The sequence below is a fragment of the Prosthecobacter sp. genome, from assembly GCF_044227185.1.
In the GTDB taxonomy this organism is placed as follows: Bacteria; Verrucomicrobiota; Verrucomicrobiia; order Verrucomicrobiales; family Verrucomicrobiaceae; genus Prosthecobacter.
Genome location: NZ_JBGAFO010000002.1, coordinates 569,297 through 586,862, shown reverse-complemented (window position 1 = coordinate 586,862; position 17,566 = coordinate 569,297). Strand labels below are relative to the sequence as shown.

At 62.2% G+C, this 17,566-nt stretch carries 19 protein-coding genes; 11 read left to right on the top strand and 8 right to left on the bottom strand.

Going from position 1 to position 17,566, the window contains the following annotated elements; translation table 11 throughout:
• Positions 1–3 precede the first annotated feature (3 nt).
• Positions 4–1,233 carry an NAD(P)/FAD-dependent oxidoreductase gene (locus ACILSQ_RS06830; protein WP_395742841.1) on the bottom strand — a complete coding sequence of 410 codons (1,230 nt, stop codon included), beginning with the start codon at positions 1,231–1,233 and terminating at the stop codon, positions 4–6.
• An 86-nt stretch (positions 1,234–1,319) separates the two neighbouring features.
• On the opposite strand from ACILSQ_RS06830, the gene ACILSQ_RS06825 reads away from it, so the two are divergent.
• Positions 1,320–1,778, top strand: coding sequence for a thioredoxin family protein (locus ACILSQ_RS06825; RefSeq protein WP_395742840.1), 459 nt, complete (start codon positions 1,320–1,322; stop codon positions 1,776–1,778).
• 4 nt (positions 1,779–1,782) lie between these two features.
• On the opposite strand, the gene ACILSQ_RS06820 is transcribed toward ACILSQ_RS06825, so the two are convergent.
• The 5 genes from ACILSQ_RS06820 to ACILSQ_RS06800 form a co-directional block, all read right to left on the bottom strand.
• Positions 1,783–2,466, bottom strand: a complete 684-nt coding sequence (locus tag ACILSQ_RS06820; RefSeq protein WP_395742839.1) for a class I SAM-dependent methyltransferase — start codon at positions 2,464–2,466, stop codon at positions 1,783–1,785.
• An 82-nt stretch (positions 2,467–2,548) separates the two neighbouring features.
• Positions 2,549–2,893, bottom strand: a complete 345-nt coding sequence (locus tag ACILSQ_RS06815) for a hypothetical protein (protein WP_395742838.1) — start codon at positions 2,891–2,893, stop codon at positions 2,549–2,551.
• Between the two features lie 183 nt (positions 2,894–3,076).
• On the bottom strand, positions 3,077–3,559 hold the full coding sequence (locus ACILSQ_RS06810; protein ID WP_395742837.1) for a DsrE family protein: 483 nt from the start codon (positions 3,557–3,559) through the stop codon (positions 3,077–3,079).
• Positions 3,556–3,981, bottom strand: a complete 426-nt coding sequence (locus ACILSQ_RS06805; RefSeq protein ID WP_395742836.1) for a rhodanese-like domain-containing protein — start codon at positions 3,979–3,981, stop codon at positions 3,556–3,558. Before ACILSQ_RS06805 ends, ACILSQ_RS06810 begins: the two co-directional genes overlap by 4 nt.
• 25 nt (positions 3,982–4,006) lie before the next feature.
• Complete coding sequence (locus ACILSQ_RS06800; RefSeq protein WP_377163073.1) at positions 4,007–4,357, bottom strand: ArsR/SmtB family transcription factor; 351 nt, start codon at positions 4,355–4,357, stop codon at positions 4,007–4,009.
• Between the two features lie 111 nt (positions 4,358–4,468).
• Here ACILSQ_RS06800 and ACILSQ_RS06795 point away from each other — a divergent pair, with 111 nt between their 5' ends.
• The 4 genes from ACILSQ_RS06795 to ACILSQ_RS06780 all read left to right on the top strand — a co-directional run bounded on the left by ACILSQ_RS06795 (position 4,469) and on the right by ACILSQ_RS06780 (position 9,285).
• Positions 4,469–4,675 (top strand): DUF2892 domain-containing protein, encoded by a 207-nt coding sequence (locus tag ACILSQ_RS06795; RefSeq protein WP_395742835.1) that lies wholly within the window; start codon positions 4,469–4,471, stop codon positions 4,673–4,675.
• Positions 4,676–4,744: 69 nt separating this feature from the next.
• A complete protein-coding gene (locus tag ACILSQ_RS06790) occupies positions 4,745–5,761 on the top strand; it encodes an efflux RND transporter periplasmic adaptor subunit (protein ID WP_395742834.1) in 1,017 nt (338 codons plus the stop codon).
• On the top strand, positions 5,758–9,045 hold the full coding sequence (locus ACILSQ_RS06785; protein WP_395742833.1) for an efflux RND transporter permease subunit: 3,288 nt from the start codon (positions 5,758–5,760) through the stop codon (positions 9,043–9,045). The genes ACILSQ_RS06790 and ACILSQ_RS06785 overlap by 4 nt, the downstream gene beginning before the upstream one ends.
• A gap of 6 nt (positions 9,046–9,051) precedes the next feature.
• The gene (locus tag ACILSQ_RS06780; RefSeq protein ID WP_395742832.1) at positions 9,052–9,285 is read left to right on the top strand and encodes a DUF2892 domain-containing protein; all 234 of its coding nucleotides are present in this window, start codon (positions 9,052–9,054) and stop codon (positions 9,283–9,285) included.
• A 73-nt stretch (positions 9,286–9,358) separates the two neighbouring features.
• Here the strand turns inward: ACILSQ_RS06780 and ACILSQ_RS06775 are convergent, their stop codons facing one another.
• Complete coding sequence (locus ACILSQ_RS06775; RefSeq protein WP_395742831.1) at positions 9,359–9,721, bottom strand: RNA recognition motif domain-containing protein; 363 nt, start codon at positions 9,719–9,721, stop codon at positions 9,359–9,361.
• A 197-nt stretch (positions 9,722–9,918) separates the two neighbouring features.
• Positions 9,919–10,857, bottom strand: coding sequence for a glucosamine-6-phosphate isomerase (locus tag ACILSQ_RS06770; protein WP_395742830.1), 939 nt, complete (start codon positions 10,855–10,857; stop codon positions 9,919–9,921).
• A 141-nt stretch (positions 10,858–10,998) separates the two neighbouring features.
• On the opposite strand from ACILSQ_RS06770, the gene mazG reads away from it, so the two are divergent.
• The 6 genes from mazG (at position 10,999) to ltrA (ending at position 17,551) form a co-directional block, all read left to right on the top strand.
• On the top strand, positions 10,999–11,790 hold the full coding sequence (gene mazG, locus ACILSQ_RS06765; protein WP_395742829.1) for a nucleoside triphosphate pyrophosphohydrolase: 792 nt from the start codon (positions 10,999–11,001) through the stop codon (positions 11,788–11,790).
• A 30-nt stretch (positions 11,791–11,820) separates the two neighbouring features.
• On the top strand, positions 11,821–12,066 hold the full coding sequence (locus ACILSQ_RS06760; RefSeq protein ID WP_395742828.1) for a ribbon-helix-helix protein, CopG family: 246 nt from the start codon (positions 11,821–11,823) through the stop codon (positions 12,064–12,066).
• Positions 12,063–12,458 (top strand): PIN domain-containing protein, encoded by a 396-nt coding sequence (locus ACILSQ_RS06755; protein ID WP_395742827.1) that lies wholly within the window; start codon positions 12,063–12,065, stop codon positions 12,456–12,458. The genes ACILSQ_RS06760 and ACILSQ_RS06755 overlap by 4 nt, the downstream gene beginning before the upstream one ends.
• Positions 12,459–12,462: 4 nt before the next feature.
• A complete protein-coding gene (locus ACILSQ_RS06750) occupies positions 12,463–15,189 on the top strand; it encodes a DEAD/DEAH box helicase (RefSeq protein WP_395742826.1) in 2,727 nt (908 codons plus the stop codon).
• Positions 15,190–15,357: 168 nt separating this feature from the next.
• Positions 15,358–15,711: a hypothetical protein gene (locus tag ACILSQ_RS06745; RefSeq protein ID WP_395742825.1), complete on the top strand. Its 354-nt coding sequence runs from the start codon at positions 15,358–15,360 to the stop codon at positions 15,709–15,711.
• Positions 15,712–16,240: 529 nt separating this feature from the next.
• On the top strand, positions 16,241–17,551 hold the full coding sequence (gene ltrA / locus ACILSQ_RS06740) for a group II intron reverse transcriptase/maturase (protein ID WP_395742824.1): 1,311 nt from the start codon (positions 16,241–16,243) through the stop codon (positions 17,549–17,551).
• The last annotated feature ends 15 nt before the right edge of the window (positions 17,552–17,566 follow it).

The window sequence follows — 17,566 nt, the reverse complement described above, 5'->3', positions numbered from 1 at the left end:
TTTTCAAGGTTCGACGGGTTTCTTTTTCTGCCGGCTGATGCCCGGCAGCGGCCAGGCGCGCAGCAGCACGTTCCAGTAGATGTGGCGGAAGGCCAGCTTGCCCCAGTGGTTGATGCGGCTCTCCTCCAGCAGGCGCATGGGGCCGAAGGCGAAGGGAAAAGGGCCTTCGTGCGGCTCGTACTCGTAGTTGAAGTCAATCAGCAGCGCTTTGCCGTTGCCGGACTCGATGAAGCAGTTGGAGTGCCCGTCAAACTCCTCCTTGAGCGGCTCTCCGGCGATGTAGCGCAGGATGTTGTCTACCAGCGTTTCGCTTTCAAAGTGCGCCACCGATCCCGCCTTCGATGCCGGGAGGTTCGTGGCATCGCCGATGACGAACACGTCCTTGTACTCGATGGACTGCAGCGTGTGCTTGTTCGTGGCGATGAAATCGAGGTCGTCTCCGAGGGCGGAGCGGCGCACGGCCTCGTCGCCCATGTTGGTGGGAATGGTGACCAGGAGTTCATAGGGCACTTCACGGCCGTCAAAGCACACGAGCTTGTTGTTTTCCTGGTCGATCTTCTCCGCGACGAAATCTGTCACCAGCTCCACGCCCTTGTCTCCCAGCAGGTGGCCCAGCTTCTTGGACGCCTTGGGCTTGGTGAAGGCGCCGGACAGCGGTGTGACGTAGGTGAGCGTGACCTTGTCACGAATACCGCGTTCGCGGAAAAAGGTGTCCGCCAGAAACGTGAACTCCAGCGGTGCCACAGGGCATTTGATGGGCATCTCATTGATGTGCACCACCACGCGCCCGCCCTCAAATCTCTGCAAAAAGTCGCGCAGGGCGCGTGCGCCGTCCAGCGTGTAGAAGTCGTGCACGTTCACGTGCCATTTGGGGCCCAGCATGCCGGACGTCTCTTCGGGGGCGGTGCGGCAGCCGGTGGCCACAATGAGCAGGTCATAGCGCAGGCTGCGCCCGTCCTTGAGCTTCACCGCACGCTCCTCCGGCACCATCTGCTCCACCTCCGCCTGAATGAAGTCCACGCCCTGCGGGATGAAGTCGCGGGTCTCGCGGATGATGTCTCTCTCCTCATACTGGCCGAAGGGCAGAAAGAGCAGTCCGGGCTGGTAGAAATGCTTGTCCGAACGGTCCACGACCGTGATGCTCCACTCCTGCGCGGGCAGGCGCCTGCGCAGGCTGTTGGCCATGATGGTGCCGGCGGTGCCGCCGCCGAGGATGAGAAGGTGTCTGCTCATGAAGTTGTGGAAGGGTTGAGTTGCATTCCATCTATATGCGTGTATGCGTATATACAATAATTAATGTTCTCCCTTTCTTGTCATTTATGAGCTCTCACCTGACCGCCGACGAACGCGGCATCATTTTGCCCTGCCCGGCCTGCGGCACCGCCAATCGCATCGTTTACGCCAAAATTGCACAGCAGGGCCGCTGCGGCTCGTGCAAGACGGGCCTGCCTCACATCTCCGCGCCTGTGGAGATCGAAAGCCCAGCCAGCTTTTCCGCGCTGGTTTCAGGCAGCACGCTGCCGGTGGTCATCGACTTTTGGGCCCCCTGGTGCGGCCCCTGCCAGATGATGGCGCCGGAGTTTGCCAAAGCAGCCGCCATGGCCGCTGGCACGGCGGTCTTCGCCAAAGTAAACACCGACGAGCATCAGGACATCGCGCGCCAGTTCCGGGTGCAGGGCATCCCCGCCTTTGCTTTGGTGAAGAGCGGCCGCCTCGCGGCTCAGACTTCTGGTTTCCAGCCTGCGGAAAGACTGCTGGCGTGGGCGCGGCAGGGGTGACGCCTCACTTCCTCTTGAACCGCACGAAGTAGTTCTCCTTCAGCACGTCCTTCACCTCGCCGATCTTTTCGAAGCCGGCGGCGGTGACCTCGGCTTCAAAGACCTCCTGGCCTGCACGCACGTGGCCCATGACGAAGTCGCTGCTCACGCCGGGGATGCGCTTGAAGTCGATGAGCACCAGCTCGCCGCCGGGCTTCAGCGCCTTGTGCAGGCTGGCGAGGCTGGCCTGTGGGTACTCAAAGTGGTGATAAACGTCGCAGATGAAGGCGAGGTCGATGCTCGCCTCCGGCAGCTCCACGCTGCGGGGCGTGCACTGCACGGTGGTCACGTTGGACGCATGCGCCTGCAGAGCGCGGGCCTGGATGTGGGAAAGGAAGTTTTTGGCGATGTCCACCGCATAGACATGCCCCTTGGGCCCGACCGCCTGCGAAAAGGGCAGGGTGAAGAGCCCCGTGCCCGCGCCGATGTCGGCCATGGCCATGCCGGGCTTCAGCCCCACCGCCGCCACGATCTTCTCGCGCTGGTGGAAGATCTCGCGGCTTTCGGTTTCAAACTTCTGCGTCCATTCGCCCACCTTGAGGTTGGGGTCGAGAAACTTGTCGTTGATGCCAGGCTTCACACTCGCGTCCTGCGCGAAGGCGAATGAGACGGCGGCGAAGAGCGGGAGCAGGAGGTGGCGTTTCGTCATAGGGCTGGAAAAGGCGGATGCGGGAGATCGCTCATAGCCTGTGCGATCTTCCACGGCAATGATGGCGGAGGGGAGGCTCAGCTCACATCAACGCGGCATCGAGGGCATGCAGCGCCTGCATGATCCGCTCGTGGCGCGCCTTGGCGGCCTCGTGCGCATGCTTCTGCTGCGCGTGGTCCGCCTCGGCGTGGCGGTGGGCGGGGTTGGAGGCGCCGCCGGCTTTTTCGTGGGCGGCGATCTCGCGTTCATGTGCGGCTATCTCCACCTCGTGCGCGCGGATGCGCTCCTTGTGCAGAGCGAGCTCCTCCCGCACGCGTTTGAGGATGGCGGCGGCCTCCTCGTGGTCGGCGGCCCAGGCGGTGTGGTCGGCTTTCCATCCGGCGTGGTCCAGTTGGTCCTTGGCGTGTTCGGCGGCGGTGATGTTCATGGTGCTGGTTCCTGTGGTTGAGGGGGGAGCTGGCCGTGGTGGTGGCCGGCTTCATGTCACCCCAAGATGCCGGACGGGCGTTCGGACGTCGCGGTGCAATGCTGGGCCGATCTTGCGGTGGGGATGCCGGGAGTTACGCAGGGCAGGCGTGTTCACGCGCACGGCACGCTGGCTCGGATGCATCTACTCAAACTTGATGTACGCAAAGCCCTGCAGCTGCAGGTCGATGAGCCGAGGGAAGGCGCCCACCACGAGCTTCACGCCGGGCATCAGCTCGGTGGGTTTCACGCCTTTCTGCTGCATGGTGTTTTCACACAGCTCGATCTGCACGCCGCGCCGGATCAGCTCGGCGAGGATGTCGGCATTGGGATTGGGCGCATCCACGCCGAGGCGCTTGCGCGCCGCGTCATTCACCACGGCGGCGATGCCGGTGCCGTGATAGACGAGGTGCAGATGCACCTGACCGGCGGCGATGCCCTGCTTGTCGTAGGTGTTGATGAGTTTGCGGGCGTAGAAGAGGCCCTTGTTCACGCCGTCGTGCGCCACGTCATCGGTGACCTGATAGACGATGCGCAGGTTTTCGCGCACCTGAATGGGAATGACCTCCGGTTCGGTGGCAAAGGCGGCTGAGGAGATCAGGAGCAGTGGTAGAAGCAGGTGTTTCATGGTTGGGCATCGGGTTTCCACGACATGTAGCCGCGGTGGATGTGCTGGATGTTGCGGAAGCCGAGATCTTTGAGCACGGCCACTGCCTTGCGGCTGCGGTAGCCGCCCGCACAGTAAACGAGCACGGGTTTGCTTTTATCCAGTGCACCGGTCTTCGTCTCAAAGGCGGGATCGCCGATGGAGATGTTCACGGCTCCAGGCAGGGCGCCGTCGGCATATTCGCCGGAGGAGCGCACGTCGAGCACCTGCGTCTCAGGATGCGCATGCAACCAGGCATTGGCCTGTCCGGCGTTGAGATTGGCACAGGTGCAGCCTGGGGCGGCGGAGAAGAGCCGGCGGTCCCAGCTCCCCTCATACCAGAACCACAGGGCAGCGATGACAGCGAGGGTGATGAGTGTCCACATCAGGGTGCGCAGAATCATGGGGTTGATGTTCGAGGCCGCCGTCTCAGGCTCCGCCCAGCTTCTTCATCTGCTGGGAGAGGCGCTTGAGCAGGTTGGTGCAGACGTTGTCGCACAGCTCGGTGATGCTGGGGTCGGCGATGAAGCAGATGGCGGTCAGCCCCTCACGGCGGCGGCCCACCATGCCCGCCTCCACCAGCGACTGCACATGGCGCGAGACATTGGCCTGGGTCAGGCCGGTGGCCTCGACGAGTTCGGTGATGTTCTTCTCGCCCTCCTCCAGGGCGCGCAGGATTTTGAGACGGCTGGGTTCGGCCAGGGTTCGGAACCAGGAGGCGATCAATACGAGCGCCTCCTCCGAAACCGGCGGCAGGTTTTTTTTGCGTGCGGCGGGCATGAGTTGAAAAAGGGTTTGCAGGCATCTGCTATATGCGTATAGACTCATATAGTTGATAATGGATTATTCACTGAGCCGTCTCCGAAGTCAAACCCGAATCAAAACATCCTTATGAAACTCGAAAACGCCATCCGCGCCCTGGCCGGCACCATGATCCTCCTCAGCCTGGCCCTGAGCCACTACGTGAATCCGAACTGGATCTGGCTGACTGTCTTTGTGGGGGCCAATCTCCTGCAGTCCGCCTTCACCGGCTTTTGTCCCGCTGAAACCATCCTCAAAAAGCTGGGGGTGGGCGGTTCCTGCTGTGCAAAACGCTAAATAGGAGAAGCAGCGCCTGCACCGGCATCGCACACTCAGGCGGCAGGCTCCATCCGACTTATGACTCTCATGAAACCCTTGATCCTACTCTCCGCACTCCCGCTACTGGCCTCCTGCGGCAGGCATGAAGCAGCCACTCAGGAAGCAGCAGCTCTGCCTTCTGCCACGGTAAAGGTGCAGGTGGCCCGGCTGCTGCCACACACTGCCGCCGAGGAGGTGGTGGGCACCGTGCGCTCCAAACTCCGCGCCATGGTGGAGGCCAAGATCAGCGGCCGTCTTTTGGAATACACCGCGATCCCTGGCACGAAGGTGAAGAAGGGCGATCTCCTGGCACGCCTGGAGAATCAGGAGATCCAGGCCAAGGTGGACCAGGCCAAGGCCATGCTGGAGCAGGCGCAGAGCGACTTCTCCCGCCAGAAGGAGCTCATCGAGAGCAAGGCCACCACTCGGCAGGACTTTGACGCCGCCGAGGCGCGCGTGAAAGTGACCACCGCGGGCCTCGCTGAGGCGGAGACCATGGCGGGATACGCCCGCGTGACGGCCCCGTTTGACGGCGTGATCACCCGCAAGCTGGCAGACGTGGGAGACCTGGCCATGCCGGGCAAGCCGCTGCTGGAAATCGAGGCGCCCACCTCTCTGCGCTTTGAGGCCGACCTGCCCGAGGCCATGCTGGACCGCGTGAGCATGGGTGCCAGGATGCAGGTGCGCATCGCCGCGCTGCCGCAGCCGCTGGAGGCCATGGTGAGCGAGATCGCCCCGGTGGCTGATCCGGTGAGCCGCACGTTTTTGGTCAAGCTGGACCTGCCTGCTGCAGACGGCCTGCGCACCGGTCAGTTTGGCCGCGTGGCCGTGCCCGTGGCAGAGACCAAGCTGCTGGTGGTGCCCGCTGCCAGCGTGATCCATCGCGGGCAGATGGAGCTGCTCTTTGTGGCCAAGGACGGCCATGCGCTGCTGCGTCTGGTGAAGACGGGCAAAGCGCTCTCCGATGGCACCGAGATTCTCTCCGGTCTTGAAGAAGGGGAGCAGGTCGTGATCAACGGCACCGCCAAACTTACCGATGGTCAACCCGTGACGATCCAGCCATGAGCAATCCTGCCGACAACTCTCCCCATCTTGGCATCGCGGGTCGCATCGCCGCTGCGTTTGTAGACTCCAAGCTGACGCCGCTGGTCGTCATCGCCTCCGTCATTCTCGGTGCCGCCGCCGTCGTGCTGCTGCCACGCGAGGAGGAGCCGCAGATCAAGGTGCCCATGGTGGATGTGCTGGTGTCCATGCCCGGCTCCTCGGCCAACGAGATCGAGGAGCGCGCCACGCGCCCGATGGAAAAGCTGCTCTGGGAGGTACCCGGCGTGGAGTATCTCTACAGCACCTCGCGTGACAGCGAGAGCCTCGTCATCGTGCGCTTCAAGGTGGGCGAAGACCCCGAGCGCAGCCTGGTGAAGATCACGGAAAAGCTGCGCTCAAATTTTGACCGCATCCCGATGGGCGTCACCCCGCCGCTCATCAAGCCCAAGAGCATCGACGACGTGCCGATCCTGGCGCTGACCTTCCACAGTGCGCGGTATGATCACCTCACGCTGCGGCGGCTGGCCTCGCAGGTGGAGGAGTCGGTGAAGCAGGTGCCGCTGGTGGCGGAGACCACGCTGCTGGGCGGCTCACGCCGTGCTGTGCGCGTGATGCTGGACCCTGTGAAGCTGGCCTCGCGCAATCTCAGCCCCGCGGGCCTCGTGCCCATGCTGCAGCAGGCCAACCGCCAGTTCCGCGCCGGTGGTCTGACAACGGGCAACAATGAGGTGCTGGTGGAGACGGGTGCCTTCCTGCGCACCGCACATGAGGTGGGAGATGTGGTCATCGGCGTCTTCAGCGGACGCCCGGTGTACCTGCGCGAGGTGGCCGAAATCATCGACGGCGGCGAGGAGCCCACGCAGTACGTCTTTCACGGCAGCAAAAGCGCCGACGAGCCCGCCGTCACGCTCAGCATCGCCAAACGCCCCGGAGCCAACGCCATCAGCGTGGCCGACAAGGTGCTGCACAAGGTGGACCTGCTCAAAGGCACGATCATTCCCGCCGACGTGCAGGTCAGCGTGACGCGCAACTACGGCGAGACTGCGGCGGAGAAATCCAACGAGCTGCTGCTGCACATGGGCATCGCGGTTTTCAGCGTGGCCATTCTCATCTGGCTCACGCTGGGCTGGCGGGAGAGCGGCATCGTAGCGGTGGCCATCCCGGCCACGCTGGCGCTCACACTGCTCATCTTTTACCTCTACGGTTTCACGCTGAACCGCATTACGCTCTTTGCGCTCATCTTCAGCATCGGCATCCTGGTGGACGACGCCATCGTGGTGGTGGAAAACATCGTGCGTCATTTCCACCTGCCGCAGAACAAAGGGCGGAGCTGGTCCACCATCGCGGTGGAGGCCGTGGGAGAGGTGGGAAATCCCACCATCCTCGCCACCTTTGCAGTGATCGCCGCCGTGCTGCCCATGGCCTTTGTGGGCGGGCTCATGGGGCCCTACATGCGGCCCATCCCCATCGGTGCCAGTGCAGCCATGTTCTGGTCATTGCTCATCGCCTTCATCGTCACGCCATGGGCCTCCATTCGCATCCTGCGCTGGGGCGGCAAGTACTCCAAGCTCACGGAGGGCAAGGCTGTGGACGATGGCCACAAGCACCTGGCCTCCGAGCATGAGGAGGATTTTTTCACCAAGCTCTATCGCCGCATGATGGGCCCGCTCATTCACCACACCGGTTCGCGCTGGATGTTTCTCATCGGCATCACTGTGCTGCTGCTCGGTGCCATGGCCACCGTGGGCCTCGGCTGGGTGAAGGTGAAGATGCTGCCCTTTGACAACAAGAGCGAGTTTCAGGTGATCCTGAACATGCCTGAGGGCGCCTCCCTGGAGCAGACCGCCGCCGTGGCGCGCGAGATGGCCGCCGTGATCCGCAAGGAGCCGGAGGTGACCGACTACCAGATCTACACCGGCGTGGCCTCACCCTACAATTTCAACGGCCTCGTGCGCCACTACTTCCTGCGCCGTGGCGCCAATGTGGCGGACATCCAGGTCAATCTGGTGGGCAAGCACGAGCGCAAGGCGCAGAGCCACGACATCGCCAAACGTGTACGCCCTGCCGTGGCGGAGATCGCCGCGCGCTACGATGCACGGGTGGCCATCGCCGAAGTGCCGCCCGGCCCGCCCGTGCTGCAGACGCTGGTGGCGGAAATCTACGGTCCGAATGAAGAAAGCCGCCTCAAGATGGCGCGTGCCGTGAAGGACATCTTCAAGGCCACGCCCGGCGTCGTGGACGTGGACTGGTATGTGGAGGCCGACCAGCAGAAGGCGCGCTTCATTATCGACAAGGAAAAGGCCGCTCTTCACGGCATCAGCGCCGCTACCATCTCACAGACCCTCAAGATCGCCGTGGATGGCGAGTCCGTGGACCTGCTGCACCAGCCGCAGGAGAAAGAGGATGTGAACATCCGCCTGGAGCTGCCACGCTCTGCCAAGACCACGCCGGAGGATCTGCTGGCGCTGCGCGTGCGCTCTGGCGATGCCAATGCACTGCCTGAGCCCGGAGCCAGCGGCGCTCCTCTGGTGCCCCTGCGCGAACTCGTGAAGGTGGAGCACGTACCGGTGGAGAAAAGCCGCTACCACAAGAACCTCATGCCCGTGACCTACGTCATCGGCGATGTGGCCGGCGTGGTGGAGAGCCCCGTGTACGCCATCTTCCAGATGAACGAGGCTTTGAAGAAACTCGACACCCGCACCTTTGGCGGCAGCGGCGCAAAATTGAAAATTCTCAATGCCAGCATGCCATTCAGTGATGCCGAGCCCGCCATGAAATGGGACGGCGAGTGGCACATCACCATCGAGGTCTTTCGCGATCTCGGTGCTGCCTTCGGTGCCTGCCTGATCCTCATCTACGTGCTCATGGTGGGCTGGTTCCGCAGCTTCATCACGCCCGCCATCGTCATGGTGGCCATCCCGTTCTCGCTGGTGGGCATCCTGCCCGCGCACGGGCTCATGGACGCCTTTTTCACCGCCACGAGCATGATCGGCTTCATGGCAGGAGGTGGTATCGTGGTGCGCAATTCCATCATCCTCGTCGATTTCATCGAACTGCGCATTCAGGAAGGAATGCCGCTGAGCGAGGCCGTGATCGACGCCGGTGCCGTGCGCTTCCGCCCCATGCTGCTCACCGCCATGGCGGTCGTGGTGGGTGCGGCAGTCATTCTTGCAGACCCCATCTTCCAGGGCCTCGCCATCGCGCTCATGGCCGGGGAGATCGCCAGCCTCTTCATCAGCCGCATGGCTGTGCCGGTGCTCTACTTCATGGCGAACAAACATTCACATCCTGAACCCAAACCATAAACGCATATGAAACCAAACATTGGAACCGTGGACCGCGCACTGCGTGTCATCATCGGCCTGGGCCTCATCGCCTACGGCATCGTCAATCATACCTGGATCGGTGCCATCGGCGCCGTGCCTCTTCTGACCGCCTTCGTGCGCTTCTGCCCGCTCTACGCACCCTTCGGCATCAGCAGCTGCGGCAAAGGCGGCAATGACAAGGGAGGCGGCTGCTGTGGTGGCGGCGGGTGCTGCGGCTAGCACGCCGTGAAATGAAAAAGCGGCATCCCGTTGCCAGGATGCCGCTGAAAATGGCTTGGTTGCCAGGGGCTGCTTAGTAGCGACCGCCGCCGCCACCACCACCACCATAGCCGCCACGGCCGCCGCCTTTGCCGCCGTAACCACCACGGCCACCGCCGCCGCCACCATAGCCGCCGGAAGGACGTTCTTCCTTCGGACGGGCTTCATTGATGGTCAGGTTGCGACCGCCGTAGTCTTTTTCGTTGAGGCCGCGGATGGCTTCATTCATGGCGGTGGGGGAGTCCATGGTCACGAAAGCAAAGCCACGTGGACGGCCGGAGTCGCGGTCCATCGGAAGGTGGATGTCAGTCACGGTGCCGTAGTCGGAGAAGAGAGTGCGGACGTCGTCTTCAGTGGCGGAGAAGGGCAGGTTGCCCACATACATTTTGGTATTCATATCGATTTCTTCAGTTCAGCCAGCCTCAATGAGGGCTGAGTAAGCTCCGAGATCGGATTTAAGAACATCAAAGAAACAACCTGATGAACGACTTAGCTTAGCCTTTATCAGGTTAACTTGCGGCCGCACTATTCGCCCTCATCGGCGGAATGGCAAACGTTAGTTGGGAATCTTTCAGAGACGCAGGCTCAGGCAGCTCAGTGCATTTCCACTTCGCATTGGCCGAGGCCGCCGCGGAAGTAGTTGAACTGCACATTGGGGTGGTCCGCCAGGAGAGACATGGGCACGGAGGTGTCCGCGAGACGCTTGGAGATCATGAGCGCGGTGAGCCTCTGCCCCAGCGCATTGTCATGCTGGCCGGCATGCCAGATGCTGACCTTCTCCGCCATCCAGGTTTCCTTGGGACCCACGGTGATGGCCTTCTGCGGCACCATGGTGATGTTGCCACCGCCGGAGGTGCGGGCATTCTGCATGAGCGTCACGGGATGCAGATCCACAATGCGGGTGGTCAGCTTGCGGAACTCGGCAGGAGGAGGCGGTTCGTTCTTGAACTTGCCGGCACGTTTGGGCGGATCATTGAAGGCCCAGTGCTTGATGTCGCCCTGCCCGCCCTGCATCACCGCGCAGCGCACACCGCTCTGCCAGCTCTTGATGTAGGCGGCGGTGTCCGCCTTGGGGAAATGCAGTTGTGAGTCCGGCATGCAGAGCTTTTTCTGCATGCGGTCAAAGCAGAGCTCGCGGTCGGCCCTTTCAAACGACAGCGGGTGCTCCATGGTCACCTCCTTCTTGGTGTGCTCGTCATACCACTCATCCATGCCCCAGAAGTGGCCGTCTTTGATGGAGATGCCGAGATCATTGACGAGCCGCGCCACCAGCGGGAGCTGCTCCGTGGGGCCGATGGGGCCGCAGATGCCGGCGGGATTGTCCGGCGTGGCCTGCTTCCAGGCGTGGATGTACTCCAGCGCCTCGGCCAGGTAGAAATCCTCCAGCGTGTCATACATCACCACCTTGAATCCGGGGCGGGAGAGCTGCCTCAAATCCCGTTCGGTGAGCCGTGCGGCGTCGTTGATGAGGTCGTCTTCCAGCGTGGTGTAGTCCCACCAGTCCGGTGCGATGTGGCTGATTTTGCGCGGCATGGTTTGATTAGGTTATTGGCGGATTGTCCAAGAAAACGCCCGTTTTGCCAAGCTCTCATCACCGAAGGCGAAAAAATTCACGATGAGACAGGTCAAAGTGGATCATCTTGACCATCTTGCGCCACCGAACTACCTGCCACCATGGAAGAAATGCTCAACCACCCCGACCCCATGACCCGCCTGCGCTACGTGGTGCACCGCCTGCGCGCCCCGGGCGGCTGCCCCTGGGACATGGAGCAGACCCACACCTCCCTCATTCCGCATGTCATCGAGGAAGCCTACGAAGTGGCGGACGCCATCCGCGGTGGTGACCCCGGGCAGATCTGCGATGAACTGGGGGACATCCTGCTCCAGCCCGTGCTGCATGCGGAGATCGCCAGCGAGACCGGCGCCTTTGATCTCGACAAGATGGCGCATGGCCTGACCGAGAAGCTCATCCGCCGTCACCCCCATGTCTTTGGCGACACCAGCGCCGCCACCTCCGATGCCGTGCTGAAACAGTGGGACGCCATCAAACGCACCGAAAAAGGCACCGAGCATGAAGGCCTGCTGCACGGCACCGGCAACGGCCTGCCCGCGCTGATGCGCGCGCACAAGCTGCAGAAAAAAGCCGCCCGCGTGGGCTTCGACTGGCCGGACGCCACACCCGTTTTTGCCAAGATCCGCGAGGAAGCCGCGGAGCTGGAAGAAGCCATCGCCAAGGGTGACAAAACGCACATGGAGGAGGAACTGGGGGACCTGCTCTTCAGCGTCGTCAACCTTGCGCGCAAGCTCGGCATCGAATCCGAGCCCGCGCTGGCGGCGGCCAATGAGAAATTCACGCGCCGCTTCCACGCCATGGAGGAGCATCTGCGCGCCCAAGGCCACGAGCTGGGAAAACTGTCGCTGGAGCAGATGGACGCGGCGTGGGACGAGGTGAAGCACAGCGTTTGACAGCCATCCGGCGGAAGGCACCTTTGAGACATGCATACTATCGAGATTGATGATGAAACCTACGCCAGCCTGGAAGTGCTGGCGAAGAAGGAGCATACCAGCGTCAGCAGCGTGGTGAAGGGCGCGCTGAGCCGGCTGCCCGGTCTGCGGAAGACAGCAGCTCCGGTGAAGATTCCGCATGGATACAGAATTCCTGTTTCCGAGGGAAGCCGTCCGTTTACTTCGGAGGATGTCTATGCCGCGGAAGATGAAAACGACTTGCGCGGACTTTCATGACCTGGCTTGTGGACGGCAACATTTTGGCGGCTTATGCCGTGAATACTCACGCGCAACATCAGCGCGCTGTGAGCTGGTTTAACTCGCTGACAGAAACTTTTGTCACGTGCTCGGTCACACAAGGGACTCTGCTGCGATTGCATATGAAGTTCGCGGCGGATCAAAGCGCTGGAGCTGCCTGGAAAGCTTTGGAAGGCTTTCTTGCTCATCCTGGTCATCAATATTGGGGCGATGATCTGCCATACAGCGAAGTGCCGCATCGGCAGATTCAAGGGCATCGCCAGGTCACAGATGCCTGGCTGGTGGAACTGGCGCGTCGCAACGGCGGAAAGGTGGCTACGCTCGACCAGGGGATGGTGGCGACTTATCCCAATGACGTCGTTTTGATCTGACTCGATGGATCTTGGTGATTTCTCATTTCCCAAGCTCTGGGCGCAGGTGCGCTCAAAGTCGTGGCTGTGGCTGTTTCGGCGGCAGCAGATCGAGGAGGGCGGACGGCTTTTTAAGCATGGGGACATCGGGCTCGCAGGCGTGCATGTGTGCGCGGAGAACGAGGTGGAGATCATTGCAGGGATTGGCACCGGCTTGTTCAACTCGGCCTCGGTGACGGTGCATCTGCGGCTGCGTGATGATGGCAGCATGGCGATGACCTCCCACTGCACCTGCGCGGTGGGGACGCTGTGCCAGCACGCGGCGGCGCTGATGCTCATGCTTGATGTGGAAGAAGGGCGCAGGCGCATTGAAGCGATGGCACGTGTGCGTGAGAAAACCTCGGTGGCTGCGGATGCTGAATCTGCGAATGCTGAAGTAAAAGAGATCGAGCTTCCGCCTTCGGAGCCCAAACCCGTTTTGCTGGTGCGGCGCATGATGGTGGACATGCCGCAGATCACGGCGAAGCGAAACATCGGCGGATGGGCGCCGCGCAGCATTGCCTTCATCCAGCCCTGCGCGGAGTATGATGACTGCCCGCTGCGCTTTGAGATGCTGGTGCGCAGCCCCGCGCATCAGTGGAAGGACGAAAACGACACACGCCGCACGTTGGTGCGCAATCTGCGCTCTGAGCGCCTGCTGCTGACGGATCTGTCCACGCTGGGGTTTAAATCTTTCGCAGAAGCGCTGCCTGGAGCCAAGGCGCCGGAGTCCACATTGGGATTCATGGCGGTGCCGGGGGATCAGGCTTTGTTCTGGTCGCAGTTTCTCAAGGACCAGGTGCCGAAGCTGCGGGAAAGCGGCTGGCGTGTGGAGGTGCCGGAGGACATCGGCTTTCACATTCATGAAGCGGATGAGGATGCGTGGTTCACGGACCTCTCGGGAGACCAAGGCGGGCGTGAATGGTTCTCGCTGGATCTTGGCGTGGAGATCGAGGGGCGGCGCATTTCCATGGTGCCGCTGCTGGTGGACTGCATTGATCAAGGGCTCACGTCCGCAGTGCTGGAGAAAAATCTGGATCAGCGCTTTCTGCTCTCTCTCGGCGGAGATGCCGGAGATGTGCTCTCCGTGCCTGCGCATCGTCTGGTGGTGCTGCTGCGCTTCTTTGATGAACTGCTGGCCACACGGCCGGTGAGGAAAGACGGGAAGCTTCAATTGGACAAGCTGCGCGCTGCGCAGCTTGCGACGCTGGATGGCATGCCGATTCGTGCGCCTGCGGAGCTCACGGCATTGAGCCGGCAGCTTGGGAGTTTTCGTGAGATTGGGCTCATCGCACCGCCGGCGGGATTGAAGGCGAGCCTGCGTGATTATCAGCGTGAGGGGGCTTCATGGATGCAGTTTCTGCGCGAGTTTGGACTGCATGGGATCCTGGCGGATGATATGGGGCTGGGCAAGACCCTCCAGACGCTGACGCATGTTCTCATCGAGAAGGAGAGCGGGCGCATGAAGCACCCCTGCCTCATCGTGGCGCCGACGAGTGTGCTGCGGAACTGGATCAATGAGTCGATCAAGTTCACGCCGTCGCTGAGCCTGCTGCTGATGCAGGGGCAGTCGCGCAAGAATGATTACAAGCATCTGAAGCAGTATGATCTGGTGGTGACGAGCTATCCGCTGCTGGTGCGCGATGCGGATGTGATGCAGGCGCAGGAGTGGCACATCGTGGCGCTGGATGAAGCGCAGAACATCAAGAATCCGAAGAGCCTGGCTGCGCAGACGTGCAGTGGTTTGAAGGTGAAGCACCGTCTGTGTTTGACGGGGACGCCGATGGAGAATCATCTGGGCGAGCTGTGGAGCTTGTTTAATTTTCTGATGCCGGGTCTGCTGAGTGATGCGGACACGTTTCGGCAGCATTATCGCAATCCCATCGAGCGTGATGCGGATGCGGAGAGGCAGAAGCAGCTGAGCACGAGGATTCAGCCGCTGCTGCTGCGGCGTACGAAGGATGCGGTGGCGAAGGAGCTGCCGCCGAAGACGGAGATTTTGCACTCGATTGAACTGGGGCAGGCGCAGAGGGATTTGTATGAGACGATCCGTGCGGCGATGGACAAGCGGGTGAGGGAGGCGATCGCGGTGAATGGTCTGGACAGGTCGCAGATCGTGGTTTTGGACGCGCTTTTGAAGCTGCGGCAGGTGTGCTGCCATCCGCATTTGCTGAAACAGGAGACGGCTTTGAATGTGTCGGATTCGGCAAAAACGGGGTATTTGATGGACGAGCTTCTGCCGGAATTGATCGAGGAGGGGCGGCGGATTTTGATTTTTTCGCAATTTACGGAGATGCTGGCGCTGATTGAGGCGCGGCTGAAGAAGGATGGGGTGGGGTATGTGAAGCTGACGGGGAGCACGAGGGACCGGGAGACGCCGATTCAGGAGTTTCAGGCGGGGAAGGTGCCGGTGTTCCTGATCAGCCTGAAGGCGGGTGGTGCGGGGATCAATCTGACGACGGCGGATACGGTGATCCACTATGATCCGTGGTGGAATCCGGCGGCGGAGGCGCAGGCGAGTGACCGGGCGCACCGGATCGGGCAGAAGAATCCGGTGTTTGTGCACAAGCTGATCTGTGAGGACACGATCGAGGAGCGGATATTGAAGATGCAGCAGAGGAAGGCGGCGCTGGTGGAGGGGCTGCTGGCGGGGCGCGCGGACAAGCTGCAACTGACGCAGGCGGATATTCAGGCGCTGTTTATGGCGGAGTGAGCGGGGTGGGGAGTGCGGGGAGAAGAATCAGGACAGCGCGGATTGCGGGAGGGCAGTGTTCAATCGTGGGCGCACGAATGCGCAGCGACGATGCGGAGCGGCGGTGAGACGCTGCTGGAAGACGCGGCGTGTGGCGAAGGGCTGGGTTTGCTTCCCGGAGGTGAAGGCATGGGACCCTGGGCGATGCCCAGGGCTGCGATAGGCCGCACCTTTGGTGCTCAAGAGGCGGAGGGCTTCGCAGGGATCGAGGGTTATGGACTGCGGGAGGTGGCGGGGGCGCTGGGTTCATCTCGGCGGAGCGAGATGGCTGCTGTACTGCGGAACGGGCAGGAGGTGGCGGGGGCGCTGGGCTCATCTCGGCGGAGCGAGATGGCTACTGTACTGCGGAACGGGCGGGAGGTGGCGGGGGCGCTGGGCTCATCTCGGCGGAGCGAGATGGCTACTGTACTGGGAGCGCCGGGCTTCGACGGCGGCGGACTGGGGACAGTCCGCCCTAGTGTGCTTGGCATGAACATGAACTAATCAGATGAAAGGAACTGATCGGAAGCGATGGAAGCTAACCGTAGCCGAAGGACAAGGCAGCGGCCGCGAGGCCGTGGCTGAAAGAAGTCCGAGGCAAACTCTCGACCATAGGAACACGAAGGGCCAGCGAGGCCGGGTGCGGGCGACAAGCGTGCTAGGAAACGCGAAGTCCGAAGACCATCAAGACGCATCAGGTAGAGGCCCGTGGCACGAGGGGAAAGCTCATGTTCTTACCCAAGGAGATCTGTTCGGCGAGAGCCGGGCAGAAGTCAGCAGAGGCCATAGTAGCGAAGATGCCATGCGAAAGCATGGAGGAGCAAAGGGCCGAAGGAACGACTGCAAAGCGACCCGGGAGCCTGTGACCCGCGCACAACCCGCCCAGACGTCAGCCGACCGCAGCGCCGCAGGCGCGACGCCCGGCACGAACCCGAACCGTCCCGATGGTGCAGCCATCTCCACCGGCGAGGGGAGCGGCACTGCGGAGACCACGCGACACCCAGGGAACAAGCCAGCGATGCAGGAGGCAGGAATGGAAGCAGCCGTCGAGGCGGGCAACTGGGAGGCGGCGCTTTGCGCGGTTGAGCGCAACGCGGGCGCCCCCGGCCCCGACGGCATGAGGTCGAATGAACTGAGGGATCACCTCGCAAAGCACGGAGCCGGGATCAGGGCCAAGCTGCTCAAAGGCAGCTACCAGCCCGGAGCCGCGCGGCGCAAAGAGATCCCCAAGCCCAATGGCGGCATCCGGCCATTGAGCATCCCCAATGTGCTGGACCGCTTCGTGCAGCAGATGCTGCTGCAAGTGATGCAGCCGATTTTCGAGCCCCGCTTCAGTGAAGCGAGCCATGGGTTCCGACCCGGACGCGGCGCGCATGGAGCCATCGGGGCCGCGCAAAGGCAGGCACGGGAAGGGAGGGAGTGGGTGGTGGACATGGACATCACCGCGTTCTTCGACCGAGTGAACCACGACATCCTCATGACGCAGGTCAGCCGCGTCGTGCGGGACAAACGGATGCTGCAGCTCATCGGGCGGTTCCTGCGTGCAGGGATCGTCCTGCCAGAAGGATGCAAAGTCAGCAGCACGGAAGGCACGCCGCAGGGCGGGCCGCTCTCACCGCTGCTGGCCAACATCTACCTGGACAAGCTCGACAAGGAGATCGAACGCCGAGGGTTAAAGCACGTCCGCTATGCCGACGACTGCAACATTTACGTGAGCAGCCAGCGCGCTGCGCAGCGGGTGCTGGAAGTCATGGGCCAGTGGATAGCGAAGCATCTGAAGCTGGAGGTCAACGCAAAGAAGAGCGGCATAGGACGGGTCTGGGAGCGCAAGTTCCTCGGCTTCATCCTCACAGCAGCCCTGCTCATAGCTGCGTCACCACAAGCCATCGCGAAGTTTAAAGACCAAGTGAGAGCGAAGTGGGATGCACGTCAGTCCTTGAGCAGCGAGCAGTTGCGCGACCAGTGGAGCAACTATCAACGCGGCTGGTGGGCCTACTATGGCCGGGCGGAGGAGCAGAAGAACATGGTGCAGTTGAGCGGCTGGATACGCCGGCACATGCGCAAGTGTTTTTGGCAACGCTGGCACAATGCCAGCGGACGCCTTGCCGCTTTAACCCGGTTGGGGATACCGCCATCGCGAAGAGAAGTGGCCCGAAGCAGTCGCGGAGCCTGGCGCATGGGGAGACACCCCGTGCTACAGGAAGCGCTCAACAACCGCACCTTGAAGAAGTATGGGCTGATCACGCCAGCCGACCTGGCCTCGCGGGACAAGCCCCGCGTCGTCTCCAACCGCCGGATGCGGAAAACCGCACGTCCGGTGGTGTGGGAGCCTCGACGGGTCTAATCCCGTCGGGGCCAC

What these genes read in the sequence shown, in the direction of transcription:
- ACILSQ_RS06830 (WP_395742841.1), bottom strand. Translation starts at nt 1,233, where the DNA reads ATGAGCAGACACCTTCTCATCCTCGGCGGCGGCACCGCCGGCACCATC.
- ACILSQ_RS06825 (WP_395742840.1), top strand. Translation starts at nt 1,320, where the DNA reads ATGAGCTCTCACCTGACCGCCGACGAACGCGGCATCATTTTGCCCTGC.
- ACILSQ_RS06820 (WP_395742839.1), bottom strand. Translation starts at nt 2,466, where the DNA reads ATGACGAAACGCCACCTCCTGCTCCCGCTCTTCGCCGCCGTCTCATTC.
- ACILSQ_RS06815 (WP_395742838.1), bottom strand. Translation starts at nt 2,893, where the DNA reads ATGAACATCACCGCCGCCGAACACGCCAAGGACCAACTGGACCACGCC.
- ACILSQ_RS06810 (WP_395742837.1), bottom strand. Translation starts at nt 3,559, where the DNA reads ATGAAACACCTGCTTCTACCACTGCTCCTGATCTCCTCAGCCGCCTTT.
- ACILSQ_RS06805 (WP_395742836.1), bottom strand. Translation starts at nt 3,981, where the DNA reads ATGATTCTGCGCACCCTGATGTGGACACTCATCACCCTCGCTGTCATC.
- ACILSQ_RS06800 (WP_377163073.1), bottom strand. Translation starts at nt 4,357, where the DNA reads ATGCCCGCCGCACGCAAAAAAAACCTGCCGCCGGTTTCGGAGGAGGCG.
- ACILSQ_RS06795 (WP_395742835.1), top strand. Translation starts at nt 4,469, where the DNA reads ATGAAACTCGAAAACGCCATCCGCGCCCTGGCCGGCACCATGATCCTC.
- ACILSQ_RS06790 (WP_395742834.1), top strand. Translation starts at nt 4,745, where the DNA reads ATGAAACCCTTGATCCTACTCTCCGCACTCCCGCTACTGGCCTCCTGC.
- ACILSQ_RS06785 (WP_395742833.1), top strand. Translation starts at nt 5,758, where the DNA reads ATGAGCAATCCTGCCGACAACTCTCCCCATCTTGGCATCGCGGGTCGC.
- ACILSQ_RS06780 (WP_395742832.1), top strand. Translation starts at nt 9,052, where the DNA reads ATGAAACCAAACATTGGAACCGTGGACCGCGCACTGCGTGTCATCATC.
- ACILSQ_RS06775 (WP_395742831.1), bottom strand. Translation starts at nt 9,721, where the DNA reads ATGAATACCAAAATGTATGTGGGCAACCTGCCCTTCTCCGCCACTGAA.
- ACILSQ_RS06770 (WP_395742830.1), bottom strand. Translation starts at nt 10,857, where the DNA reads ATGCCGCGCAAAATCAGCCACATCGCACCGGACTGGTGGGACTACACC.
- mazG (WP_395742829.1), top strand. Translation starts at nt 10,999, where the DNA reads ATGGAAGAAATGCTCAACCACCCCGACCCCATGACCCGCCTGCGCTAC.
- ACILSQ_RS06760 (WP_395742828.1), top strand. Translation starts at nt 11,821, where the DNA reads ATGCATACTATCGAGATTGATGATGAAACCTACGCCAGCCTGGAAGTG.
- ACILSQ_RS06755 (WP_395742827.1), top strand. Translation starts at nt 12,063, where the DNA reads ATGACCTGGCTTGTGGACGGCAACATTTTGGCGGCTTATGCCGTGAAT.
- ACILSQ_RS06750 (WP_395742826.1), top strand. Translation starts at nt 12,463, where the DNA reads ATGGATCTTGGTGATTTCTCATTTCCCAAGCTCTGGGCGCAGGTGCGC.
- ACILSQ_RS06745 (WP_395742825.1), top strand. Translation starts at nt 15,358, where the DNA reads ATGGGACCCTGGGCGATGCCCAGGGCTGCGATAGGCCGCACCTTTGGT.
- ltrA (WP_395742824.1), top strand. Translation starts at nt 16,241, where the DNA reads ATGGAAGCAGCCGTCGAGGCGGGCAACTGGGAGGCGGCGCTTTGCGCG.